Annotated in this window: 20 protein-coding genes and 3 pseudogenes; 15 read left to right on the top strand and 8 right to left on the bottom strand. The window is 55.5% G+C overall.

Annotated elements, in window-relative coordinates; all coding sequences use genetic code 11:
• Nucleotides 1-21: 21 nt before the first annotated feature.
• The 5 genes and pseudogenes from repA to J5289_RS27055 all read left to right on the top strand — a co-directional run bounded on the left by repA (nucleotide 22) and on the right by J5289_RS27055 (nucleotide 5028).
• A complete protein-coding gene (gene repA / locus J5289_RS27075) occupies nucleotides 22-1230 on the top strand; it encodes a plasmid partitioning protein RepA (RefSeq protein WP_209206918.1) in 1209 nt (402 codons plus the stop codon).
• A 103-nt stretch (nucleotides 1231-1333) separates the two neighbouring features.
• Nucleotides 1334-2338, top strand: a complete 1005-nt coding sequence (gene repB, locus J5289_RS27070; protein WP_209206923.1) for a plasmid partitioning protein RepB — start codon at nucleotides 1334-1336, stop codon at nucleotides 2336-2338.
• Nucleotides 2339-2506: 168 nt separating this feature from the next.
• Entirely contained in the window at nucleotides 2507-3718 is a 1212-nt protein-coding gene (gene repC / locus J5289_RS27065; RefSeq protein WP_209206924.1) for a plasmid replication protein RepC, read from the top strand.
• Nucleotides 3719-3903: 185 nt separating this feature from the next.
• Nucleotides 3904-4185: pseudogene (locus tag J5289_RS27060) on the top strand (hypothetical protein).
• Between the two features lie 93 nt (nucleotides 4186-4278).
• A complete protein-coding gene (locus tag J5289_RS27055; RefSeq protein WP_257625545.1) occupies nucleotides 4279-5028 on the top strand; it encodes a GGDEF domain-containing protein in 750 nt (249 codons plus the stop codon).
• A 56-nt stretch (nucleotides 5029-5084) separates the two neighbouring features.
• Here the strand turns inward: J5289_RS27055 and J5289_RS29980 are convergent.
• Nucleotides 5085-5252: pseudogene (locus J5289_RS29980) on the bottom strand (recombinase family protein); the annotation flags it as partial.
• Between the two features lie 385 nt (nucleotides 5253-5637).
• On the bottom strand, nucleotides 5638-6783 hold the full coding sequence (locus tag J5289_RS27050; RefSeq protein WP_209206926.1) for a site-specific integrase: 1146 nt from the start codon (nucleotides 6781-6783) through the stop codon (nucleotides 5638-5640).
• 124 nt (nucleotides 6784-6907) lie between these two features.
• Between J5289_RS27050 and J5289_RS27045 the strand changes: the two genes are divergently transcribed.
• A complete protein-coding gene (locus tag J5289_RS27045) occupies nucleotides 6908-7861 on the top strand; it encodes a DUF1403 family protein (RefSeq protein ID WP_209206928.1) in 954 nt (317 codons plus the stop codon).
• A gap of 2 nt (nucleotides 7862-7863) precedes the next feature.
• A complete protein-coding gene (locus J5289_RS27040) occupies nucleotides 7864-8574 on the top strand; it encodes an SMC-Scp complex subunit ScpB (RefSeq protein ID WP_209206945.1) in 711 nt (236 codons plus the stop codon).
• Between the two features lie 343 nt (nucleotides 8575-8917).
• Here J5289_RS27040 and J5289_RS27035 read toward each other — a convergent pair whose 3' ends face one another.
• Entirely contained in the window at nucleotides 8918-9019 is a 102-nt protein-coding gene (locus tag J5289_RS27035) for a DUF3072 domain-containing protein (RefSeq protein ID WP_161597241.1), read from the bottom strand.
• A gap of 515 nt (nucleotides 9020-9534) precedes the next feature.
• On the opposite strand from J5289_RS27035, the gene J5289_RS27030 reads away from it, so the two are divergent.
• Complete coding sequence (locus tag J5289_RS27030) at nucleotides 9535-10113, top strand: MT-A70 family methyltransferase (protein WP_081043861.1); 579 nt, start codon at nucleotides 9535-9537, stop codon at nucleotides 10111-10113.
• Here J5289_RS27030 and J5289_RS27025 read toward each other — a convergent pair whose 3' ends face one another.
• The 3 genes from J5289_RS27025 to J5289_RS27015 are packed head-to-tail and all read right to left on the bottom strand — an operon-like array spanning nucleotide 10114 to nucleotide 12485.
• Nucleotides 10114-10920, bottom strand: a complete 807-nt coding sequence (locus J5289_RS27025) for a BglII/BstYI family type II restriction endonuclease (protein WP_034521111.1) — start codon at nucleotides 10918-10920, stop codon at nucleotides 10114-10116.
• Nucleotides 10921-10980: 60 nt separating this feature from the next.
• Entirely contained in the window at nucleotides 10981-11394 is a 414-nt protein-coding gene (locus J5289_RS27020; RefSeq protein ID WP_034521109.1) for a type II toxin-antitoxin system VapC family toxin, read from the bottom strand.
• Entirely contained in the window at nucleotides 11391-12485 is a 1095-nt protein-coding gene (locus J5289_RS27015) for a hypothetical protein (protein ID WP_034521107.1), read from the bottom strand. The genes J5289_RS27020 and J5289_RS27015 overlap by 4 nt, the downstream gene beginning before the upstream one ends.
• Nucleotides 12486-12708: 223 nt before the next feature.
• On the opposite strand from J5289_RS27015, the gene J5289_RS27010 reads away from it, so the two are divergent.
• From J5289_RS27010 to J5289_RS26990, 5 genes and pseudogenes are all read left to right on the top strand, one after another.
• Nucleotides 12709-13233: a hypothetical protein gene (locus J5289_RS27010; protein ID WP_209206930.1), complete on the top strand. Its 525-nt coding sequence runs from the start codon at nucleotides 12709-12711 to the stop codon at nucleotides 13231-13233.
• On the top strand, nucleotides 13233-14414 hold the full coding sequence (locus J5289_RS27005) for a DGQHR domain-containing protein (protein ID WP_209206932.1): 1182 nt from the start codon (nucleotides 13233-13235) through the stop codon (nucleotides 14412-14414). Before J5289_RS27010 ends, J5289_RS27005 begins: the two co-directional genes overlap by 1 nt.
• 13 nt (nucleotides 14415-14427) lie before the next feature.
• Complete coding sequence (locus J5289_RS27000; RefSeq protein ID WP_209206934.1) at nucleotides 14428-14805, top strand: hypothetical protein; 378 nt, start codon at nucleotides 14428-14430, stop codon at nucleotides 14803-14805.
• A gap of 137 nt (nucleotides 14806-14942) precedes the next feature.
• Nucleotides 14943-15089 (top strand): annotated as a pseudogene (locus J5289_RS26995) (transposase domain-containing protein); the annotation flags it as partial.
• The gene (locus J5289_RS26990; protein ID WP_034521100.1) at nucleotides 15089-15385 is read left to right on the top strand and encodes a hypothetical protein; all 297 of its coding nucleotides are present in this window, start codon (nucleotides 15089-15091) and stop codon (nucleotides 15383-15385) included. The pseudogene J5289_RS26995 and the gene J5289_RS26990, both read left to right, overlap by 1 nt.
• 992 nt (nucleotides 15386-16377) lie before the next feature.
• Here the strand turns inward: J5289_RS26990 and J5289_RS26985 are convergent.
• Both J5289_RS26985 and J5289_RS26980 read right to left on the bottom strand, forming a co-directional pair.
• Nucleotides 16378-17196, bottom strand: coding sequence for an IS5 family transposase (locus tag J5289_RS26985; protein WP_219276561.1), 819 nt, complete (start codon nucleotides 17194-17196; stop codon nucleotides 16378-16380).
• Nucleotides 17197-17306: 110 nt separating this feature from the next.
• A protein-coding gene (locus J5289_RS26980; RefSeq protein ID WP_374108560.1) for an IS630 family transposase occupies nucleotides 17307-18367 on the bottom strand; the annotation gives its coding sequence in 2 pieces (ribosomal slippage) (nucleotides 17307-17837 and nucleotides 17840-18367; 1059 coding nt in all).
• 146 nt (nucleotides 18368-18513) lie between these two features.
• Here J5289_RS26980 and J5289_RS26975 point away from each other — a divergent pair.
• Together J5289_RS26975 and J5289_RS26970 are read left to right on the top strand one after the other, a co-directional pair.
• Nucleotides 18514-19362: a cytochrome P450 gene (locus J5289_RS26975; protein ID WP_247750867.1), complete on the top strand. Its 849-nt coding sequence runs from the start codon at nucleotides 18514-18516 to the stop codon at nucleotides 19360-19362.
• A gap of 133 nt (nucleotides 19363-19495) precedes the next feature.
• Nucleotides 19496-20524 carry an IS110 family transposase gene (locus J5289_RS26970; protein ID WP_209208108.1) on the top strand — a complete coding sequence of 343 codons (1029 nt, stop codon included), beginning with the start codon at nucleotides 19496-19498 and terminating at the stop codon, nucleotides 20522-20524.
• Nucleotides 20525-20574 lie beyond the last annotated feature (50 nt).

Raw genomic sequence — 20574 nt, 5'->3', positions numbered from 1 at the left:
CGTCTTGAACCCGAGGCTAAAGTGAACGTGATCGACAGGCACATCAGTAGAGCAGCAACGTCCGCCCATATCACGCAACGCGCTGAAGCTCTATCTTCGCGGCTTCGCGCGGTCGGTGAGCGTGCCTTTCCACCAACAGCGCAGAAGTCACTTCGCTCATTTACTTCGGGCGAAGTCGCCGAGATAGTTGGTGTGTCTGATGGGTATTTACGCCAACTGTCGCTGGATGGCCTTGGCCCGACGCCGGATATTGGTGCGGGAGGACGGCGCTCCTATACCCTAAAACAGATCAACGAGTTGCGGCGATACCTCGGTGACGCGAGACCAAAAGAAGCCCTGCGATTTTGGCCACGTCGTCGTGACGGCGACAAACTTCAGATCGTAACCGTCGCGAATTTCAAGGGCGGATCCGCCAAAACGACCACGTCACTTTATCTTGCACAAGGTTTGGCATTGCAGGGGTACAGGGTTCTTGCAATCGATCTCGATCCTCAGGCCTCGCTCTCCGCGATGTTTGGGTATCAACCCGAGTTCGACGTTGCCGAGAATGCCACTATCTACGGTGCCATCCGATATGACGACCAGCGTGTGCCAATGAAGGATGTGATCCGTTCGACCTACTTTACGGGCATCAGCATTGTCCCTGGCAATCTCGAATTGATGGAGTTCGAGCATCAGACGCCTCGTTTCATGCTTCAGAACCGAGGACGGCCGGAAGATCTATTCTTCAGGCGTGTCGCGAGCGCCATCAATCAGGTTGAGGATCAATACGATGTCGTCGTCATCGACTGCCCGCCTCAGCTGGGCTTTCTTACGATGGGCGCCCTCAATGCCGCGACAAGCATGATCGTTACCGTTCATCCGCAAATGGTGGACGTCGCGTCTATGAGCCAGTTCCTTCTCATGACGTCCGATCTTGTATCTGTCATCGAGGAAGCTGGCGGCAAGCTCGATTATGATTTCCTAAGGTTTCTTGTTACTCGCCATGATCCGCGAGACGTCCCTGAACAGGAAATCGTCGGTCTGCTTCGCGACGTATTCGGAGCTGATGTAATGGCTGCCGCGGCCTGGAAGTCGACTGCAATTGCCAATGCCGGTTTGACCAAGCAATCGCTCTATGAGCTGTCGCGGGGTGCTGTAGGCCGGTCGACTTACGATCGCGCTATGGAATCGATCAATGCCGTAAACCAGGAAGCTGTCGGCTTAATTAATGACGTGTGGGGCAGATGATTGTGCCTCAACGTCAAAGGAATCAATTATTTAGCTTGTTGTCACCTGACGACACGGCGTTATTTCGTCTACAAGGCCATCGTTTTAATCGGAGAGACCAAAGATGAGCAAACGAACGCAGTCAGTTCGCAATCTCTTTGCCGCTGGGCCTGATGTTGCGCCCACAGCGGAGACCCGTCAACCGATGCAGCGTGTAGCGTCAGGCGCGGTGCGGTCCTTGAAAGACACCTTCTCGGAAGTTGAGAGAGATTACGAAGAACTCAAACAGCGGGTTGCGGAAGGCGCGCTGCCGGTCGAGATAGATCCCTCACTTATTGATCCCTCTCCTTTTGCTGATCGTTTCGCGGATCATGATCCGTCCGCTGTCGAAGCACTCAAGACCTCTTTCTTGGAGAACGGCCAGGAAATACCTGTGCTCGTTCGCAACCATCCAATCGAGATTGGTCGCTATCAGGTTGCCTACGGCCATCGCCGTGTCCGTGCTGCCAGTGAACTCGGCATCAACGTCAAAGCTTACGTCCGCGAGCTAGGGGATGACCGCCTCGTTCTCGCGCAGGGCATCGAAAACTCCGCGCGCGAAGATCTTACCTTCATTGAACGCTCGATGTTCGCGCTCAAACTCGAAGACGGTGGCTTCGATCGGACACTCATTCAGACTGCTCTCTCAGTGGATCGTCAAGAGGCATCGAAGCTCATCAACGTAGGCCGCGCGGTTCCCACATGGCTAAGCGAAGCGATAGGAAGAGCTCCTAAAATTGGTCGACCTCGGTGGCAAGAGCTTGCCGACGTGCTGAAGAGTGAAGGCGCGGAAACCAAAGCACGCAAAGCAATGAAGGAAGATTCTTTCGGCCACAAGACGTCTGATGATCGCTTTATCGCAGTACTTCGTGCGGTTAAGGCAATCGATAAACCGATCTCCGTGAGGCCCCATGCTCTTATCGCAAAGACTGCGGACGGATCAGAGATTGCGACTCTTGATGTCACGGGAAGGGTTTGCAAGATCCAAATTGACAGAGATCGAGACGAGGCGTTTGCCAAGTTCGTGATGGATCGTATTCCCGATCTTTACGAGAACTTCCGGCAGAGCACTTCCCGTTCCGAAAGTTAGAGAAGGAAGAAACCGCAAAAGAAAAAGGCCCCCAAACGTTGCCGTCGTGGAAGCCTCTCTCATTGGTCTAAGCAGCCTGAGAATCGCATTTTCATGAATCCTAGTCAAGAGTCTTTGGCACCGTTTTTGTGAGCGGATTTCTTTTGCCGATCGAGAGGTGAAAGAAAAATGCAAAATGGAACTGTAACGACGCCCTTTGGGCGGCGGCGGATGACGCTTGCGTTGGTCAAGGCCCAATTCAAAACATCCGAAATCCGGAAGGGAAAGTCCGCGGATAAGTGGAAAGTGTATCGCGACGTTTGCGACGCACGAACGCTTCTTGGCTTGCGCGATCGTGCGCTTGCCGTACTCAACGCCCTCCTGTCATTTTATCCTGAGACGGAACTCAACCAAGATGAGAACCTCGTCGTCTTTCCGTCCAATGCCCAGTTGATCGCTCGAGCAAACGGTATCGCCGGCACGACCCTCAGAGAGAATTTAGCTGTGCTGGTAGATGCAGGGTTGATCAATCGCAACGACAGCCCCAATGGCAAGCGCTACGTGAGACGTGCCAAGGACGGAGCGATCGAGACAGCTTATGGGTTCAGTCTTGGCCCCTTGCTTGCAAGGTCGGAAGAATTCGCCCTCATGGCGCAGCAGGTTGCCGAAGAGGCTCGACGTCTGAAGGTCGTTAAAGAACGCACGACGATCGCCCGCAGGGACGTTCGAAAGCTCATCACCGCTGCCGTTGAAGATGGTGCGGCTGGCGACTGGGCGATGATCGAGGCCGCCTACATCGCGGCGGTAGCGAGGCTGCGGACAGCCAAATCCCCAACCCACTTCGAAGCAATCCTGGACGAATTGTCCCTCCTGCGGGAAGGCATTCTCAACGTACTGGAATGCCAAGTCTTTTCAGGAGAATCCGATACCAATGATAGCGATATCCGTTGCCACATACAGAATTCAAATACCGACTCTATAACTGAACTTGAACCTCGCTCCGGAAAAGAACGGAGGGAAAACACCGAGCTAAATCTTGTGCGGCCTGCCGAGACGCTGAAGACATTTCCTATTGGATTGGTCATACGAGCGTGCCCTGAAATTATAGCCTATGCACCTGGCGGCGAGGTGAGAGGGTGGCGGGACCTCATATCCGCCGCGGTCGTTGCCCGCTCCACCTTGGGAGTAAGCGCTTCAGCCTATCAAGATGCTTGCGAGGTTATGGGCGCCGAGAATGCCGCTATCGCGATGGCAGCGATACTCGAGCGTGCAGGGCATATCAATTCGGCCGGGGGATATCTGCGAGACTTGACCTCTAGGACGCGGCGCGGTGAGTTTTCGCTCGGTCCGATGCTGATGGCTTTACTCAAAACCAGTTTCGCCGGCAGGATGCCGGCCTGAGAAAGCTGATCAGCTGATTACGTGGCTCTGAAGGTGAAACGGAGTCTTGTCGTCAGCTGACAACAAAGCAAGGCATTGAATTTGTTGAAGAGCGCTATGCTGCCCACGTTTCAATATCTATGATTCTTGACAGGAAATCCGCGCGGTGCAGACTGCGATTTTTCGCCACGTAAGGGACCGCGAAGGTGCTCAAGACCGACACCCGGCAAGTGAACTCGCGCCGTGCCAACCGTGGCAAGTATGAAGCACATCTCGCTGTACAGCGGGCCGTCAAGGCCGGCGATCTCGACAAAGAGAGTTGCGAGGTATGCGGCGTTGAAGCGGTCGATGCCCATCATGATCAATAGGACGAACCCTTGCGGGTGCGATGGCTATGCCGTCGCCACCATACGCGCCTTCATCACCACGGCGAGGATATATTTCCTGTGAGGATCTCTTCCCAAACGCAAGGAGCGGTTGCTGACTGATCGTTTGAGCGCCCAGGTCGGTGGGGCGGCTTTTAGGTATTGGATTCAATAATTTTAAAGTGATTTGGGTCATAGGAATTGATATTGCTGGCGGTGGTATCGATGCGTCGTGTTTTTCAGAAGTCCATTTTGACTGGCTTGCTTTCGGTTGTGGCCTCCCTGGTGCTTTCGTTTAGCGTCGTTCCGTTTCTGGGCGGGCGCGTAGAAGGTGCCGGCCTGTTCATGACTATCTTCTGCCCGCTGGCGATATCGATCCCTGCCTCGGCACTTCATTTTTGGCAGTCGGAAAAAGTGCGGCGGGCGGAGGCCGCGACAAGAGATGCCTTGCAAAGGCTTAGCGATGCCTATGAGGTACTTCGCCTTCAATCACGGACAGACGGTCTGACAGGAGTCCTGAACCGAACCGCGTTCATGGATGATCTTGAGGTCGCAAGTCAACAACGCGTGTTCGGAGCACTGCTTTATCTGGATCTCGATCATTTCAAGGCGATCAATGACCGCTATGGTCACGCAGTTGGCGACGAGGCGCTTCGCTGTGCCGGCCGGATCCTCGCACGCCACCAAATGCTGTCGCATTCCATCGTTGGCCGACTTGGCGGCGAAGAGTTTGGCCTGTTTCAAATTGGCTTGACGTTCGATGAAATGCTTGGCCGTTGCGAGGAGCTTCGAGAGGAAATAGCGGGGATTATGCTGTATGCGCCCTCCGGCTCACGTGTAATGATTTCTGCAAGCATAGGCGCATGTCATTGCCCCACAGGGTTTGATCCACCCGAATGCATGAAGGCTGCGGATGAAAACGTCTATCAAGCGAAGGCGCTCGGCAGGAACAGGGTCGTCGCGTAAAGGAGGTGGCTCACAGAACGGGCAAGGCGATCCTACCGGACGACGACAAGCACTTAGCCGGCGGTAACGTCACCGAGTAGTAGTCTCGTCAGAAGCGGCCGAGCGCGTGAAATGCACCCGACCCTACCAGACGTATCCGCTCGTAGTCGAGATCACGCAGTTCGGCCATATGAGCCTCGTCCATGCATCTGATCGTTGGTCGAGACAGGGGCGTAGCCTATCAGGCGTTTTGGGGCCGGTGATGGATTAGCGACTTGCCGTTGCCATGGTCTTCTCGCGCGCTTTCGGGTGTGCTTTTGTACAGATAAGGAATGCGGTTATAAACGACCAGTTATAAGCGTGTTTTATGGGATAAATGGAGCCTCACCAGACTCGAAAATCGAGGTTGAACGGGCATCTGACCGTGACCTACCTAAAACGTCCACTGGCGCCCATCTGTGGGGGAAATGCCTGAAAATAAGGAGATCGGTGGAGGGGAGGGCCATGAAAGCCCGAGCTCGCGTAAAGACCGCTGTGGCTTTTAGCTCCCGATTTCAATTGAAGCACTAAGCGAGGATTTCGACACCAAAATCTCCGCTTACGATTTCGTGCGGAGGAGGGAGGGGTCAACTAGAGCCCAGATGCCTTGGTCAAGTTCACGCGGAATCGATCACGTCGTCTCTGATATCGGCGGGTCATCTCTGCGGACGCGTGCCCCAGTTGCTTCTGGACATACCGCTCATCGACTTCGGCAGAAGAAGCGAGGCCAGCACGAAGGGAGTGACCGGAGAACTTAAACGCACGCTCGATCTCGCTCAGATCGCCGCGAACGCCAGCGGCCATTGCGGCCCGTTTCACCAGCCGCGCCACTTCCTTGTCATTCAAACGCTCGGCGCCAACAGATTTGCCCTGACCCGTCACGCGGCGGAAGAGCGGACCGTGTACAAGCTTGGCGAACCTAATCCAGGTCTCTATCGCGACGACCGGACAGGTGGCGTCAGACGAGCCGCGCCCCACCTCGACCTCTCGCCATCCAGTTTTCCCGCGCAGGGTGACAAGCATGCCCTTGTCGAGGACTTCGATCCAGCCGCGCCCATCTTCGGTCTGGTCTGCCTTTAGATCAAGGCCAACGATCTCGGAACGGCGAAGACCGCCTGCAAAGCCGATGAGCAGTATGGCACGGTCGCGCAGGCCGCGCAGCGAACCGCGGTCGAGCGTCTCGACCATGGCGATGATGTCCTCAGCCATGACCGCCTCCTTCTGCACCGGCGGCCTGGCACGGCTGTTACGGATGCCGGCCATCACGGTGGCGATATGCCTGTCCTTACGATCAAGCGTCAGGCCGCGCTGTGCATAGTTCCAGGATAGCGAGGAGAGCCGCCGTTCGATGGTTGAGACCGAATTGGCCTTGGCGCCGCGTGACGGCGTGCCCGCGGTACTGCCGGAGGCGCAGGCGGTGATGTAGAGCCCGACGGTCTGCGGGTTTGGCGGGAGCGGAGCCAGATGGGACCGCCGACACCAAGCAGCAAAATGCTTCCAGTCCGAGGCGTAAGCCTTGCGGGTATTGGCGGAGCTGGCGGCTTCGACATAGCCGCGGGCGCGATCAGCAAGACCTGCGAGATGGGCCGGCGTCTGATTCTCAACTACGACAGAGGGGAGGGGGCTCTCGCCCGACCCCTCTGGCGCGGAAACATCACGGTCAGAAGCCGTGCTGAGAGACGGAGCAGAGCTCTCCTCGACATGAATTTCGCTGTTTTGCTCGCTGATCCAGACCATTTCTCTATTATGACAAGAACGTCCGATAATGCAACATTATCGGACATAATACCGCAGAGACGGGCGGTGCGGTTTATGGCAAAATCTGTAGCCACAACCGCGCGTATGACTTACCATCTATCGCATGGATTCGCTCGCACCTCCTACCGCCAACACCTCCACTTGGTCGCCCCGCTTGCCAAGTTGGACGCGGCCGCGAACTCAGGACATGACGGAATCCGACGCCGCCTTCGCCGCCGGTATCGCCATGAAATCGCTCGACGATCTGCTCGACGCTGACCCTCCTTGGCTTGGCTGCTGGCGGGACCGCCTTGCTCTCAAGTCGGCCGCCGTGGCTGCCAGGATGGTCGGCCGCAACGAGGATGAGAATGCTATTCGCGACGCGGTTTCGCTGACCGCCGCGGAAGATGATCCCGGGCCGGCCGGCAAGCTATTTTTGGCGATACGATTGCTGACGCGCCAATCCGGGACAATCACTACGCCATTGGTTAAGGAGCTCTGCGCGCTGCTGGGGATCCGCTCGGACAATGCTCTTGCCTCAGTCCCGGATCTCGTCGATACCGCGATACAGTCCGGGCGCGCGGCACCCCTCGCGCTGGCCGATTTGATATCGGCTATCACGACCGCTCGCCCGGATGCTGAGGTGTTGGCCGTGGGGCTGGCAGACGTTGTGCTCTCGCGAAAACTTAGCTGGCCGAAACCGGTACCGTTGCTGTTACCCGAACGCTACGGCCCAGCTTTTCGGACGATCGGCGGCAGAGGCCGCGTCCGACCGGACGAGCCGGCTTATCCAAAAGCGATCTGCCTGGCGCTGGTCGATCGCGTGGACGCGGCCCTTCGCTCCGCCGTCGAGATCGATCGACGTGCAGCACGGCTACTGACCGTGGCGCCGAAGCTTCGCACCAAGGGTGCGGAGCCCGTCATCCGGAGATTGCTAACCGAAGACGCCGTGCCGGCGTCGGTGCCCGGCAGCAACTTATCCCGTTGGGCGGCGAACCGGCTGTTCGAGCGGCTCGAAAATCTCGAGGCGGTGCGCGAACTCTCCGGCCGCTCCACCTTCCGGATATTTGGGTTGTGACGATGGCGGGAGCGAGCGGGGCCAAGACCACCGGCAAGCGTCAGGCGAAAGAGCGACACGACGTGTTCTTCGATCGCGAGCTCGAAGACCTGCCATCGGAGCTGCGCTGGCGGGAATGGATGCTGCGGATCGAGGCGGTGATCTTTGCCTCGGCCGAGCCGGTCTCCGGCGAGACGTTGGCGCGGGTTGTCGGCAAGGACTGCAGCATCGATTTGCTGATCGACGATCTCATCGAGGAAATGCGCGATCGGCCGTACGAACTGGTGTCGGTCGCCGGTGGCTGGCAGCATCGCACCCGGCCGCGGTTCGCCGAAACGATCCGGGCTTCGTCGGCACCGACGCGGGGAGGGGCGGCGGCGCTGTCGGAGTTTGAGGCGATGGTGCTGATGGCGGTGGGCTATTTCCAGCCGATTACGCGTGGTGAGCTGTCGAAAATCTTCGGCAAGGAGGTCAGCCGCGACACCATCGGTAGTTTGCGTGGTGCGGGTTTCATCGGCTCTGGGCCGCGCAGCCCGACGTCAGGGGCGCCTTATACCGTTGTGACGACCCCGCATTTCTTGTCTGCGTTCGGCATGGAGACATTGCGCGACCTTCCGAACATCGAGGCGCTTGAAGACGCCGGTCTGCTGAGCAGGCAACTTGTGCAACGTGGCATTGACGCCGCACAAACCGGCGGTTCCCAGGAGGACGAGGACTCGTCCTTTATTGGGTGAGGTCTGCTGACTCCGACCGCTTTGCCATCAGCATAGGACTGAGGATCATGGTAGTCGACGCTAATGCAATCGAGAGACCGAGCTACACCAGTACAGTATCGGCATAGTGGTCTTCAATGCCGGCAATGGCGGGCTCGAACCGCAGTGCAGCGGCATCGAGAGCATTTCCCACATCGGAGGTGTCGACCTCTATTCCGGGAATGCTTGTCGGGATCGTTCACCAAGCTTCAGGTCTGACATGGTCTCGTCCTTTCGGTTGACGATCGAAAAGTTTTGCAGCGCACAGAACTTCCGTTGCAACCTCACGCTCGCCAGAAATCGATCGGTTTCACGAGACCACCTCTCACTTCAGGTCGAGCGCCTGTTTGAGGTCGTTGATCCGTTTCGACGCATCAGCCTTCGTCAGGTCCTCGGCATAGCCGTCGCGATGATGCGCCTGGTCCACCAGCGTCTTCAGTTAGGACCAAGCGCATCATCGCCCCGTCGCCGCTGACCCAGTCTTCCGTGATCTTCGGACTCGGTCTGCAAATTGTTCTTGACCGCACGCTAGCTCCCTTGCTGATTCTGGATAGCGCGGAGCCTTTCGTCGGTCGTCTCTTCTCCTCCGCGGGACATACCTATATGGCTTCGTGACAGAAAATTGATTGACAATCACAGAGGGGACGGTTGACGCGAATCGCAATTAAGAACAAATAAAGAACCTTGGATTAGCGTGCGCGAGCAGTCTGCGAACGCACACTCAATCTGGGGACCGGCTCGAAAAGGGAATGTCCGGCGCAAGCTCAATATGCTACGTCGAGATAACCGCCAATATCATGGCTCGATCGTTTGCTCTAAGGTAAACAGATCAATGACAGCCACGGGAATAAGGAGATTTTCTTGCTCAAGCGTACTGACGAAACTCCATCTCCTTCACACGACTTCCTCGACTTCACCGCCGGCCGAAAATTCAAGACCATCATGGCCGACCCGCCGTGGCAGTTCATCAATCGCACTGGTAAGGTTGCACCGGAGCACAAGCGACTTTCCAGGTATGGAACGATGGCGCTCCCTGAAATAATGGCGCTGCCTGTTGCCGAAGCCTGCGCCTCGACCGCTCATTTATATTTATGGGTTCCGAACGCACTTCTCCCCGAGGGCCTCGAAGTGATGAGAGCGTGGGGCTTCCAATACAAAAGCAATCTGGTCTGGCACAAGATCAGGAAGGACGGAGGCTCGGACGGTCGTGGCGTTGGTTTCTATTTCCGCAACGTCACTGAATTGATCCTGTTCGGTGTCCGTGGCAAGAACGCACGTACTCTTGATCCGGGCCGATCACAGGTGAACTACCTTAGCTCACGCAAGCGCGAGCATTCGCGCAAGCCGGACGAGCAGTATCCGCTTATCGAAGCCTGCTCACCGGGACCGTACCTTGAAATGTTCGGCCGCGGTGTTCGCAAGGGGTGGACGACCTGGGGTAATCAAGCCGATGAGACTTACGAACCGGACTGGAAGACATACGGATTCAACTCAGCCACCGACCGTATGGCCGCAGAATAATCAGTCTGTAGCGTCGGCAATTCCTTCAGCGACCAGATTTTCGTCCTCGCGCTCGATGTCTTCGAGTTCGAGGTTCTCGTCAAATGTGACAATGGCTGAAGGCAGGCCGACCAAAACGAGTGGGCATGGATTGCCCACGCCGCGGTGAACTCTGTCCTCGAGCTTCGACCAATGGGTCGTGGCCTGCCCGTATTTGTCCGACACGAATTGACCAGCCCATGCTTCCTCGTACGACTGGCCGACACGCATTCGTCGGTCGACCTCCCGGTTCTGCCGGGCCGTGCGGCTCATTCCGAATGCCGTGACGGCGTCATGTGAGTTCAGGCCTCGCTCGGTGGCGAAGCGCTGCACCATAGCCCTCAGTTCATCCTGCATAGTCGTTCCGCGGGTGATGATGACCCCGACTGAAATAGCCCCATCGGCATGAAGACGCTTAAAGTTTTCAAGATCGCGATCGAAGAACGGATCCTTGTTATTCCATTCAATCTCGGCAGCTACCACGCCCGGGCCGAAAGCTTTTACGTGATCAATTTCGTGTGAGATGGCCTCTCGCGCCACGCCATTGATTCGCTTCTCGACGGTGAAGTTCATCTTAGTCCATCCACGCTGCGCAAGCGCGCGGCGAAGCCGCTGCGTTCCCTGAGATTCCCCACCGCCGGAACCAACAATTTCTTCAATAGGAATCGATAGCGCACCGATGGTCTCCTCCAGCTCGGCCACCGCGTCTGGAAAGTCGACACTGAGGATTGCCCTCGCGTGGCTATGTATGTCGACTTGAAAGCCGCGTTCGATGAGAGCGTCAAACATGTAATCCGCCGGATTGATTCGATGGCCGATATTACCATGCCGAGAAATCCCGGCGATCGCTCACGCGGCCTCGGGCGGGCAAATGAGCGACACATTCGGGAAGTAGGTCTGATATCTCGCGACATCGTTTGTCATAATAGGGGCTGCCTCGACTTCAGCGATTGCCCCTATAAAGAAATCCGGCAGGGTTCCGGTCCTCTCGCCCTTGTTTTTCCGGTACTGCTGATAGGCTCGCCCAGCTCGGAATAAGGCGTCGTCGTTTGTCGGATAACGCTCGAGTCCCAGCTCGGCAATGAATGCGTTCACCTTCGAAACGTCCTCCATCGAAACGCTTACTTCGCTATATACGATGTCGGAAACGATCGCTGGACCTTCCTTCTTGCGGGCCTCGAGCTCCTTCACGGCCCAATCGTGTATTGCCTCCGACTTTTTCAGGATTGCAATCAAAATGTTGGTATCAATAAAGGTGGTCATTCACCCCTCGTCAGTTTCATCAATTCTTCGGCCGACATGTTCGGGATCACACCTGCTTCCTCCAATTTTTCTAATGCCGCGCGGGTCTTCCGCCGCACAAACTCGTTAAGATCGAACTCATCAAGATCGTCTGGGCCGATATCATCGAAACCCGCGTACCGAGCCAACATTGCGCACACTGCTGGTATACTCTTCAGAATACGAGGATTCGTGATGTGGACTGCGCCGCGAGGACGGGGGTCATTCGCGGCGAAGTTCTGGACGTCGGGGAGAAGTGTTTTGGTTCTCTCCTTTGTAGCGTCGTCGGAAAACCGCTCACGCGCTCCACAGGCGTCGTACAGTGCTACCAGATGTTTGATCGCCAAATCCTTCTCCAGTGACCTCCGACCTGTTAGTTCGATGAACCCAACTCGCGTCAACAGAGATGTGTACTGCGAGGGCGACGTCTCGGTCTTGTCGATCCTTCGGTTTTCGATAATACGATCTAGGGCAAGGAACAGGCAGTCTACCCACCAGCGCTCAATCCTGGGAGTTGCGAACTCCTTTATGCGGCCGCCCTGTAGCAAGTAGTTATAGTTCGTCGAGAGTTTTCTGCTCGTCTCGGCGACGTAACGCCGGTCGCTCTCGACAAAGCGCTGGATGTCATCGGCGCTTATACCCCGAGTATCCCAGTTCATGGTTCGTGCTATCCGCTCACGGATATAGGCGTTAGCCCAAAGTGCTGGACGCCGCTGGCCCTGCTGCTGCCTGGTCCATTTTCCAGCCATCGAAAGATTGAAGGCGAAAAGCGCAAGTTTATCAAACCGTGCGCTGTGTTTCCAGTTTACGGCCTGAAAAACAAGCTCGTCGGCGACCAGATAATCGGAACCACGCTCCTGTCTGTTGAAGAGGAAGAAATTGATTGGAATGTAATCAGGTCTGCCAAGTGGTCTGACCCGTTGCCGGAACATCTCCCGCGGCACGTCCTCCATCTTCCCATCGAATCCCAGCTCGATGAGCTCATGTAACTCCGACAACCCTGCCGAGGGTTGCCCCCAGCTGAAGTTTTTGGTGAAGCTTCCTGGCCTCCAGATTTCGGCTTCGTCGGCCATCGCTGTCCATTTCGAGATTCGGGTGTGATTCTATCCAGGAAAGGTAAAGATTCAACTGGAAATAGATGGCCCCGGTTGCTCTACGGAGTTGCTGCCAACCCAAAATTTTTAATACGGCAACACGCCGGCGACGAGCCGACATATTCGATAAGCCACTACCAGAAGCCGTGATTTTATCGTAGACCAATCTCGATGTTGAGGGCTAATTTCTCAGTGAGAACCTATGAGTAGAATCGGTTACTGGAACGCGATAGTTTTCGCGGGTCCCCAGGCATGGGGCTTTGCCTTGCTTGAGATATTTGTCGTGGCGACGGTCTCACTAATTCCTCTCTTGGGGGCGGCACTCAGAGACGTTCTTCCTGCTACTTCTAATATTTATCTCGGTGACGCTTTTCAAAAAGCATTTCTGAGCGGACAATTAATCTTTTATGCGATTGGGCTTATCGCGACTATTGTCTGGCAATCAAATAAAGATTTTAGCTCGTTTTTTCCGTGGCGCTCGTTTTTCAACATCTTCAGTCTGATTGGCATTGTAATTTGCTCTCTCGTGATCGGATATGATCCCACATTAACAAGTATAAGTCCGCCTTTCCTCGCCAGGTGCTCACTCATCCTGTTTTTTCTTTCTCTTGCGGCATATACTCTCATGGCTGTGATAGCCCAGGTTCATGTAAATGTTGGCCAGTCACTTGCTGAAGACGACTCCGCACTGGCCGACGAAGTGCGCCGCAGCCGGGGGATTCACTGATGGTAACGGAAAGCCCACGCAGCGTCACTATTTCCGCGTTACGCATCCGGCAGCCGATAGGCGACATCTATGTCGGAAGTATTCCAGCCAAGACGCTCGTTGATATCACTGACTTCGACATTCGACAGCTTGTATCTGAACGCGGTATCGACTCTTATCTGGGCATTCAGCGCGATTTAGACCCAAAGCGCGTAAGGGAAATAGCCCAGTACGTTAAGGGTACAGACGCTACCTTTCCCACGGCCGTCGTTCTGGCCGTGCCTGAAAAGTGCGTCACAATCGAATCCCCTTGTTCGGCAGATGATCGTTTCGTGCGGATGACTCTTTCCAACTATCCTCAGGGAGAAGATGACCCAGAGGAGGCGGTGTATTATCGGCATATCGCGCGAGTAATCGACGGACAGCATCGCATACGTGGTTTGGAAGGGTATGCCGGCACAGACTTCGATGTGAATGTGTCTATATTCATCGACGCAGACATCGCTGACCAAGCAAGTATCTTCGCAACGGTAAACTTAGCTCAGACGAAGGTTAGCAAAAGCCTCGTTTACGACCTGTTTGAACTCAGCAAAAGCAGAAGTCCGGAAAAGACCTGTCACAGCGTCGTTGTTGCACTCGAATCGACCAAAGGCAGTCCCCTTTATCGTAAGATCAAGCGTTTAGGGAAAGCGACTCCAGGGAGGTACAGCGAGACCCTGTCACAAGCCACAGCCGTGGCGGGTGTGCTTCAGTATATTTGCAAAGATAAAATCCAGATTATCCAGGATCGCCAGATCGGGCGAAGAGGTGGAACTTTTCCGCCCGCGCAGCCGGTAGACGCCAACAAATTAGTGCTGCGGCCGTTTTTTACTGAAGGGCGCGATGCTGACTTGACCAACCTTATCTGGAATTTTTTCGAGGCCGTCCAGGAGCGGTGGCCTGACGCGTGGGATGTAAACGCTAACGGAAATATGATTAACCGAACTAATGGCTTCGATGGGTTGATGCGTTACTTTCGACATGCCTATCGATATATTTCCAGCCCAGGGAAGGTGGCCACGGCAGGCCAATTTAAGGCGCTTCTTGATAAATCGAAATTGGAGGATGACGACTTCAATCCGCAGAACTTCATTCCTGGTTCGTCGGGGGCTTCGGCGTTAGCGCGTCGTCTCATCGACGAGACAGGCGTTTCTTCGACCTAAGAAGGCCCGTCACATGAGCGACGAAGATGACATTTCGCAGGGGCTCAACAGAGAGCAGTGGGCCGGAATTCTAGTCGAGTTAAACAAACGCGAAGCGGCCAACCAGAAGCGATCCGATACAATGAAGGCGAAAGCGGCTGCTACGACAGCCGAGCGGTTGGCGCTCCCGCCTCTTGATTTGGACGAGGCGTGGAGACGACACGCCGACACTTGCCCTCATCCCGTCATCCCGCATACTCCCAGGCTGCAACGGCATGGTTTCGTGAAAACAAAAGCTTCGATTTTGACGGAACTGCTTGGCGTCGAGAACGAAGATTTCAAACCAGCAATTCTGGTAAAAGCAAAAGGCTGTGGAGTCTCACATATCATGGTGCCGATGGGCGTGTGGTGACCTCTTACGATGAAGGACTAAATCGTCGCAACGATTCCGATAGGGACTGGGGGCTACCGGATCAAGTTGTTCGCTCTGCCTTCGCTGAAATTAGCCCCAACAGCGATGGCTGATACGGGCACAATCGAGAACCAACCGAAGGCGTCTCCATGAATGGTCTTGATCCGCGGGCATATCTGGCTGACGTGCTCGATCGCATCCATGATCACAAGATCAATCGGTTAGACGAATTGCTTCCGTGGAACTGCTCGGCGATCACCACAATCGACGCAAAGGCAGCCTGATGGCGACAGTCACCTACGTCCGTACTATCAATTTTGTTGCCGAGATTCTCGAAGAGGACCCGGAGCTTCTTCAGGCAATCGTCTCCAGCGATGATAATCTGAGCTACGGGAGCATCATCTCCGTGTACTCCGGAGACGACGAATCCGTGACCGCACTGACAGACGACGGCATGGACGAGTTGGAGCAAATGCTCAAAGACGCCCGCCGCTCACCCCAGGAATGGAACGACTTCCTCGACAGTTTTGTTGACGATGAGCTGCTCGTCGCTCGCATCAAAGCAAAATCTCCGCGGTAGCAATCAGGTGGTTACTCAGCATTTTGCCGGGCATAGGTCTCCCCGGGTGAACTGCCGAGGTGTATTTGATATTGAAGTCGCGTGGCGTCTGACCGATGAGTGCGTTGAAATGCTCAGCGACCATCGCCCGTGCACGGGCAGGGTCGGTTCTGCGAGCATCTTTAATTATCTCATAATTTTCTCGAAATGTGATTGGTCGAGACGGTTGCCAAGCCGGATGCCCATGAATGATGGGAAGATTTCGCCCAGACTCCGCCCAACTTCGGGCTTGTGGGATTATAGGCGATATAGTTTTGAGGAGCTCGGGGCGCATGATTGCCTTGGCCATATGTCTTTTAGGAAAGCCATGCGCAACCGCGATGTCGGATTTGGTCTCTTGGGTCAGCCACTAGGTGCGATAACCATAGGGACTTGTGATCTCCTTCTCCTCTATCCGTTCACACAAAAGCACGATCGCCCGAAAACATAAATTTTGGTCGCATTACAGATGAAACGAGATTCAAATATGTAGGAACATCCTTTTGTTGTTACGTTGAGCCGAAGGCATATTTTTTAAAGCTAAGGCTCTGGATTTTATATCTTTTGCGTCTTTACTCTGGCATCTCTTCGCTGAAAGTGTGTTATAATGGTTGCGAGCAGCTCTTCCAATGTTTCCGGGAATAACCAGCAGTTTCGGAATGTTGCGCTGTCAAAAGAACTCGATCCCGACAATGTTCCTATCAGTAGGCTTGATTCTGAAGGCCATAATATATTTGCTGAATGGCGACCTAAGCGTCCGTTCCTTAGAAGAGAGGACGGTGTCCTTCTAGTTCTCCGCGCGGATCATATCTTTCAGTTGGGCAACGATCCACGTACAAGGCAGATAGAAGCAGAACTCATGTTAAATCGAGGCGTCGAAAGTGGCGCCGTCTTCGACTTTATCCGCTATAGCATGCTCTTTTCGAATGGCGAGGCGCATGCGAAACGGCGCTCAGCCTTTACTAAGAGTCTGTTCAAGAAAGCGGGTATCGAGCGAGCCTTCTTGTCATGAGCTTGATCATTGCTGTTTGGATGAAGGCTAGGCTTGTGGCCGAGAAACGCTCGAAATCCTTTGCCATTCGGCGGTTTATGCCGAGCCACGCCAGCGTTCGTTCGACAATCCATCGCTTTGGTAGCACCTGGAAACCGGCCTGGTTTCGTTTGATAATCTCCATCGGTCGCGGGCTGGCCTCTTCTACTGTTGTGCCCTGATAGCCGCCGTCGCCGCAGATTTTCTCGATAAAGGGAAAACGGTTGGCGAGCCTGTCGAAAACAAGTGCTGCTCCATCACGATCCTGAATTCCTGCCGAGTGGACCTCGGCTTTCAGAAGCATGCCAAGAGTATCGACCAGAATGTGCCGCTTGCGGCCCTTGATCTTCTTACCCGCATCATAGCCGATATCGAGACGAGCATCCGGGCCGGTCTTCACTGATTGGCTATCGATGATGGCAAATGACGGTTGCTCTTCTCGCCCCTCAAGCTGCCGCGTTCGGCAGTAGAGCGCGTCATGGATACGACGCCACGTCCCGTCCCGGCAAAACCGTTTGAAATAATGGTAGACCGTGCTCTTCGGTGGAAAATCATGCGGCAGCAATGCCCATTGGCAGCCTGACTGCAGCAGATAAAAAATCGCGTCCATCACCGCCCGAAGCGACGTCTTGCGTCTGCGGCCCAGTCGAGGCTGCCTCGGCATGAGGGGCTCGATCAAGCTCCACTCACGGTCATTCAGATCACTTGCGTAGCGCATGCGGCTTCTGTCATGGTGACGCCGGGTGAAGGGTGTCCAGGCCATTCGATCTCTCCGTATTTGTCGCAAAATACAAAGAATCTGATTGCCGCCCTTCACTCAACCCCGCGCACGCCCGCCATTCTTGAACAGACACTAATACGCGTCCTCATTGATCAGAACCCATCGGCCCATTCTCTGCGTCCGATGGACATGATCCGCCAAGGCTGGCTCTCGAGTTTGCGCCAGGCGTCGCAGCAATGGGCAACGATATCGTCGTAGGATTTGAAGATGCGGTTGGAAAGCCAGTTCTCGCGCATGAAGAGCCAGAGATTTTCAACCGGGTTCAGCTCTGGCGATTTCGGCGGCAGCGGCAGAATAGTGATGTTGGTGGGGACAACGAGTGCGTTGGACATATGCCAACCGGCCTGGTCCATGATGAGGATGGCATGTGCGCCATCGGCGATGTGACGGGATATTTCTGCCAGATGCTGGGTCATTGCGTGGGTATCACACCACGGCATGACGAGAGCGGCGGCCTTGCCGAGCTTGGGGCAGATGGCACCGAAGATGTAGGCGGAGCGGGTTCGCTGGTCATGCGGCGCGAACGGCCTTGAGCCTCGCTTTGCCCAGCGACGGGTGATCTTGTTCTTTTGCCCTATCCGGGCCTCGTCTTGGTACCAAATTTCTATTCGTTTTCCTTGTGCCACTCCGCTCGCAATCTCTGCCACTGCGGCGGGGAAGTTTTTTTAAACTCCTCAATGGCTTGAGGGTCCTGCTCATGATGTTTCGGTCGCGCAGCCAGCTTGCGATAACCAAGGGCACGCACCTCCCGGCTCAGCGTCTGTTGGCTCACCGAGACACGAAAATCTTCCCAGAGCCATTGGGCCAGATCACACAGCCGCCAGCGCACGACCCCGTCGAGATAGGGCGTCGGACCCCGCTCAATGGCCTTTGCCAGTGCGGCCCGCTGAACATCGTTCAACCGTGACCGGGGTCCTGGAGCCTTGCCATCGATCAGCCCCTCGGGGCCATTGGCATTGAACCGCAAGACCCAATCGCGCACGATCTGCAGCGTCACATTGCCCAGCCGCGCCGCATCCGAGCGTGAGCCTCCCTCATAGATCGCGGCAAGTGCCAAAAGACGACGTGCTTGAGCCGCATGCTTGCTTTGGCGGGCCAGACGCCGAAGACCTTCCGCGTCAAAATCTGCACGTAATGAAATCGCCGCTCCCATCGCAAACCTCCAGTTTGTGCCAGAGATTCAGATTCATCGCCTTTTGGGAAGCCCAAGAGTCGAACTCAGCGAGGGCGCGTATAAGACCTTCGCATTCCGGATGATTGAGGCGCTGCGGCCGGAGATCACGAAGTTAACGGAGCGTTTTGTGGGACGATCTACTGAAAGTTGACGATTTTGACTTTGCTGAAATGTACGCGTCGAAATTACCTGCGCTAACAATTGCCAGCGTACTTGGTCTGCCGTCAACGGACGCACCTTTCTTCACGCGTCTTGTTTACAAGGTTTCGCGCTGCTTGAGTCCCTCATGGCGAGAAGAGGAGTTTGCAGAGATTGAAGCTTCGGCCATAGAGCTCCAGGATTATGTCCGGGCAACGGTAACGGATAGAAGCCGTCGCATAAGCGATGACTTCCTCTCGCGCTACTTAAAAGCGGTGCGAGAAGAAGGAGCGCTTTCGCCCATCGAGGAGATCATGCAATTGGTGCTTCTCATACTTGCCGGAAGCGATACAACTCGTACCGCGATGGTGATGCTGCCGGCTCTTTTGCTGCAAGATCCTGTTGTTTGGTCCTCCTTATGTCGCGATCAATCCGGTGTTGCGGCCGCAGTGGAGGAGGGGCTTCGTTTCGAGCCACCAGTTGGGTCTTTCCCGCGCTTGGCGCTCGAAGAGATTGATCTGGATGGCTACGTATTGCCAAAGGGAAGTCTCTTAGCCCTAAGTATCATGTCCGGCCTGCGGGATGAGAAGCACTACGAGCATTCTCAGCTTTTTGACGTAACGCGCAAACAAATGCGTTGGCACCTGGGATTTGGTGCAGGCGCGCATCGGTGCCTCGGCGAGGCTCTGGCGCGCGTTGAACTGCAAGAAGGACTTAGAACACTTTTGCGCCGCGCACCGAACCTTGGGGTGACAGGCGACTGGCCACGGATGATAGGCCACGGGGGTATACGGCGCGCCACAGGAATGGCAGTCAAGCCATCCGTCGATCGGTGAACTAATCGGTTCCTCTGGTTCGACGGAGACAATGTCGTGCATCAGATGGGGTGGTTGCCGCCCTCCCAAAACGGCATCGCAATGTGCCAAGATGTGGTGTTGTGACCACTTAGCGGAAAGGACGGCAACCGTTATGAACGATACGATGATTGGCGTGGATTTGGCAAAGAATGTCTTTCAACTGCACGGTGCTTCGATGAGCGGGCAAGTCAGGTTTCGAAAGAAGCTGTCACGGCAGAACTTTTCCAAGTTCATGGCGGAACACCCACCGGCGTTGGTGGTGATGGAGGCCTGCGGCAGCGCGCATTACTGGGCACGTGAGATGGTTAGGCTTGGCCACGAAGTGAAGCTGATCGCGGCGCAATATGTACGGCCGTTCGTCAAGCGACAGAAAAACGATGCGACGGACGCGGAGGCTATCGTAATTGCGGCCCAGCGACCGGAAATGCGCTTCGTGGAGCCAAAATCCGCGGATCAGCAGAGCCGAGCGATTCTGTTTCGGGCTCGAGAACGCCTCGTCCATCAGCGCACAGAACTGATCAACGCGCTGAGAGCATGCCTTTATGAATATGGCCATGTTGTTCCTCAAGGTCGTAACCACTTCAAGCGTATTGAAGAGATTTTGGACGGGCAAAACAGCGACTTGCCTGTGTTGATGCTTGAAGAATGCCGCGACTTGTTGAAACAGATCGCTGAGAAGACGGCTCGCATCGATGAACGGACCGCAAAGATCAAGGCATTGTCGGCTGAAGCTGACACGGCGCGGCGCTTGCAGACCATTCCTGGCGTTGGCCCTTTGACAGCCCTGGCGATCGAAGCCTTTGCTCCGCAAATGGAGAACTTCCGGCGTGGCCGTGACTTCGCCGCATGGCTCGGCCTTGTGCCACGTCAGTTCTCGTCGGGCGGCAAACAACGACTGGGACGCATTTCCAAGTCAGGGCAGTCTGATATCCGCAGGCTGCTGATTATTGGGGCAATGACACGCCTGAACTGGCTGGGCCGGAAATCCATACCCGAAGGATCGTGGTTGGCGCGCATGCTCGCGCGAAAGCCCCGAATGTTGGTCGCGATCGCACTGGCCAACAAGATGGCGCGCACGGTCTGGGCATTGCTGACAAAACATGAGGATTATCGAGTTCCGGCACAGGCGCCAACAACATGATGAAGGTGTTGTAGGTAGCCTAATGTCGGAAAAAGGGGTGTGAGAAGGCG

Source organism: Rhizobium sp. B230/85 (assembly GCF_019355735.1).
Taxonomy (GTDB): Bacteria; Pseudomonadota; Alphaproteobacteria; order Rhizobiales; family Rhizobiaceae; genus Rhizobium; species Rhizobium rhododendri.
Note: the sequence above shows the minus strand (reverse complement) of the source record. Positions and strands in the feature narration are given on the sequence as shown.

Excerpts from the sequence above, each read along its gene's own strand:
- repB (WP_209206923.1), top strand. The coding sequence starts at position 1,334 with ATGAGCAAACGAACGCAGTCAGTTCGCAATCTCTTTGCCGCTGGGCCT.
- repC (WP_209206924.1), top strand. The coding sequence starts at position 2,507 with ATGCAAAATGGAACTGTAACGACGCCCTTTGGGCGGCGGCGGATGACG.
- J5289_RS27050 (WP_209206926.1), bottom strand. The coding sequence starts at position 6,783 with ATGGTCTGGATCAGCGAGCAAAACAGCGAAATTCATGTCGAGGAGAGC.
- J5289_RS27045 (WP_209206928.1), top strand. The coding sequence starts at position 6,908 with ATGGATTCGCTCGCACCTCCTACCGCCAACACCTCCACTTGGTCGCCC.
- J5289_RS27040 (WP_209206945.1), top strand. The coding sequence starts at position 7,864 with ATGGCGGGAGCGAGCGGGGCCAAGACCACCGGCAAGCGTCAGGCGAAA.
- J5289_RS27030 (WP_081043861.1), top strand. The coding sequence starts at position 9,535 with ATGGCCGACCCGCCGTGGCAGTTCATCAATCGCACTGGTAAGGTTGCA.
- J5289_RS27025 (WP_034521111.1), bottom strand. The coding sequence starts at position 10,920 with ATGTTTGACGCTCTCATCGAACGCGGCTTTCAAGTCGACATACATAGC.
- J5289_RS27020 (WP_034521109.1), bottom strand. The coding sequence starts at position 11,394 with ATGACCACCTTTATTGATACCAACATTTTGATTGCAATCCTGAAAAAG.
- J5289_RS27015 (WP_034521107.1), bottom strand. The coding sequence starts at position 12,485 with ATGGCCGACGAAGCCGAAATCTGGAGGCCAGGAAGCTTCACCAAAAAC.
- J5289_RS27010 (WP_209206930.1), top strand. The coding sequence starts at position 12,709 with ATGAGTAGAATCGGTTACTGGAACGCGATAGTTTTCGCGGGTCCCCAG.
- J5289_RS27005 (WP_209206932.1), top strand. The coding sequence starts at position 13,233 with ATGGTAACGGAAAGCCCACGCAGCGTCACTATTTCCGCGTTACGCATC.
- J5289_RS27000 (WP_209206934.1), top strand. The coding sequence starts at position 14,428 with ATGAGCGACGAAGATGACATTTCGCAGGGGCTCAACAGAGAGCAGTGG.
- J5289_RS26990 (WP_034521100.1), top strand. The coding sequence starts at position 15,089 with ATGGCGACAGTCACCTACGTCCGTACTATCAATTTTGTTGCCGAGATT.
- J5289_RS26985 (WP_219276561.1), bottom strand. The coding sequence starts at position 17,196 with ATGGCCTGGACACCCTTCACCCGGCGTCACCATGACAGAAGCCGCATG.
- J5289_RS26970 (WP_209208108.1), top strand. The coding sequence starts at position 19,496 with ATGAACGATACGATGATTGGCGTGGATTTGGCAAAGAATGTCTTTCAA.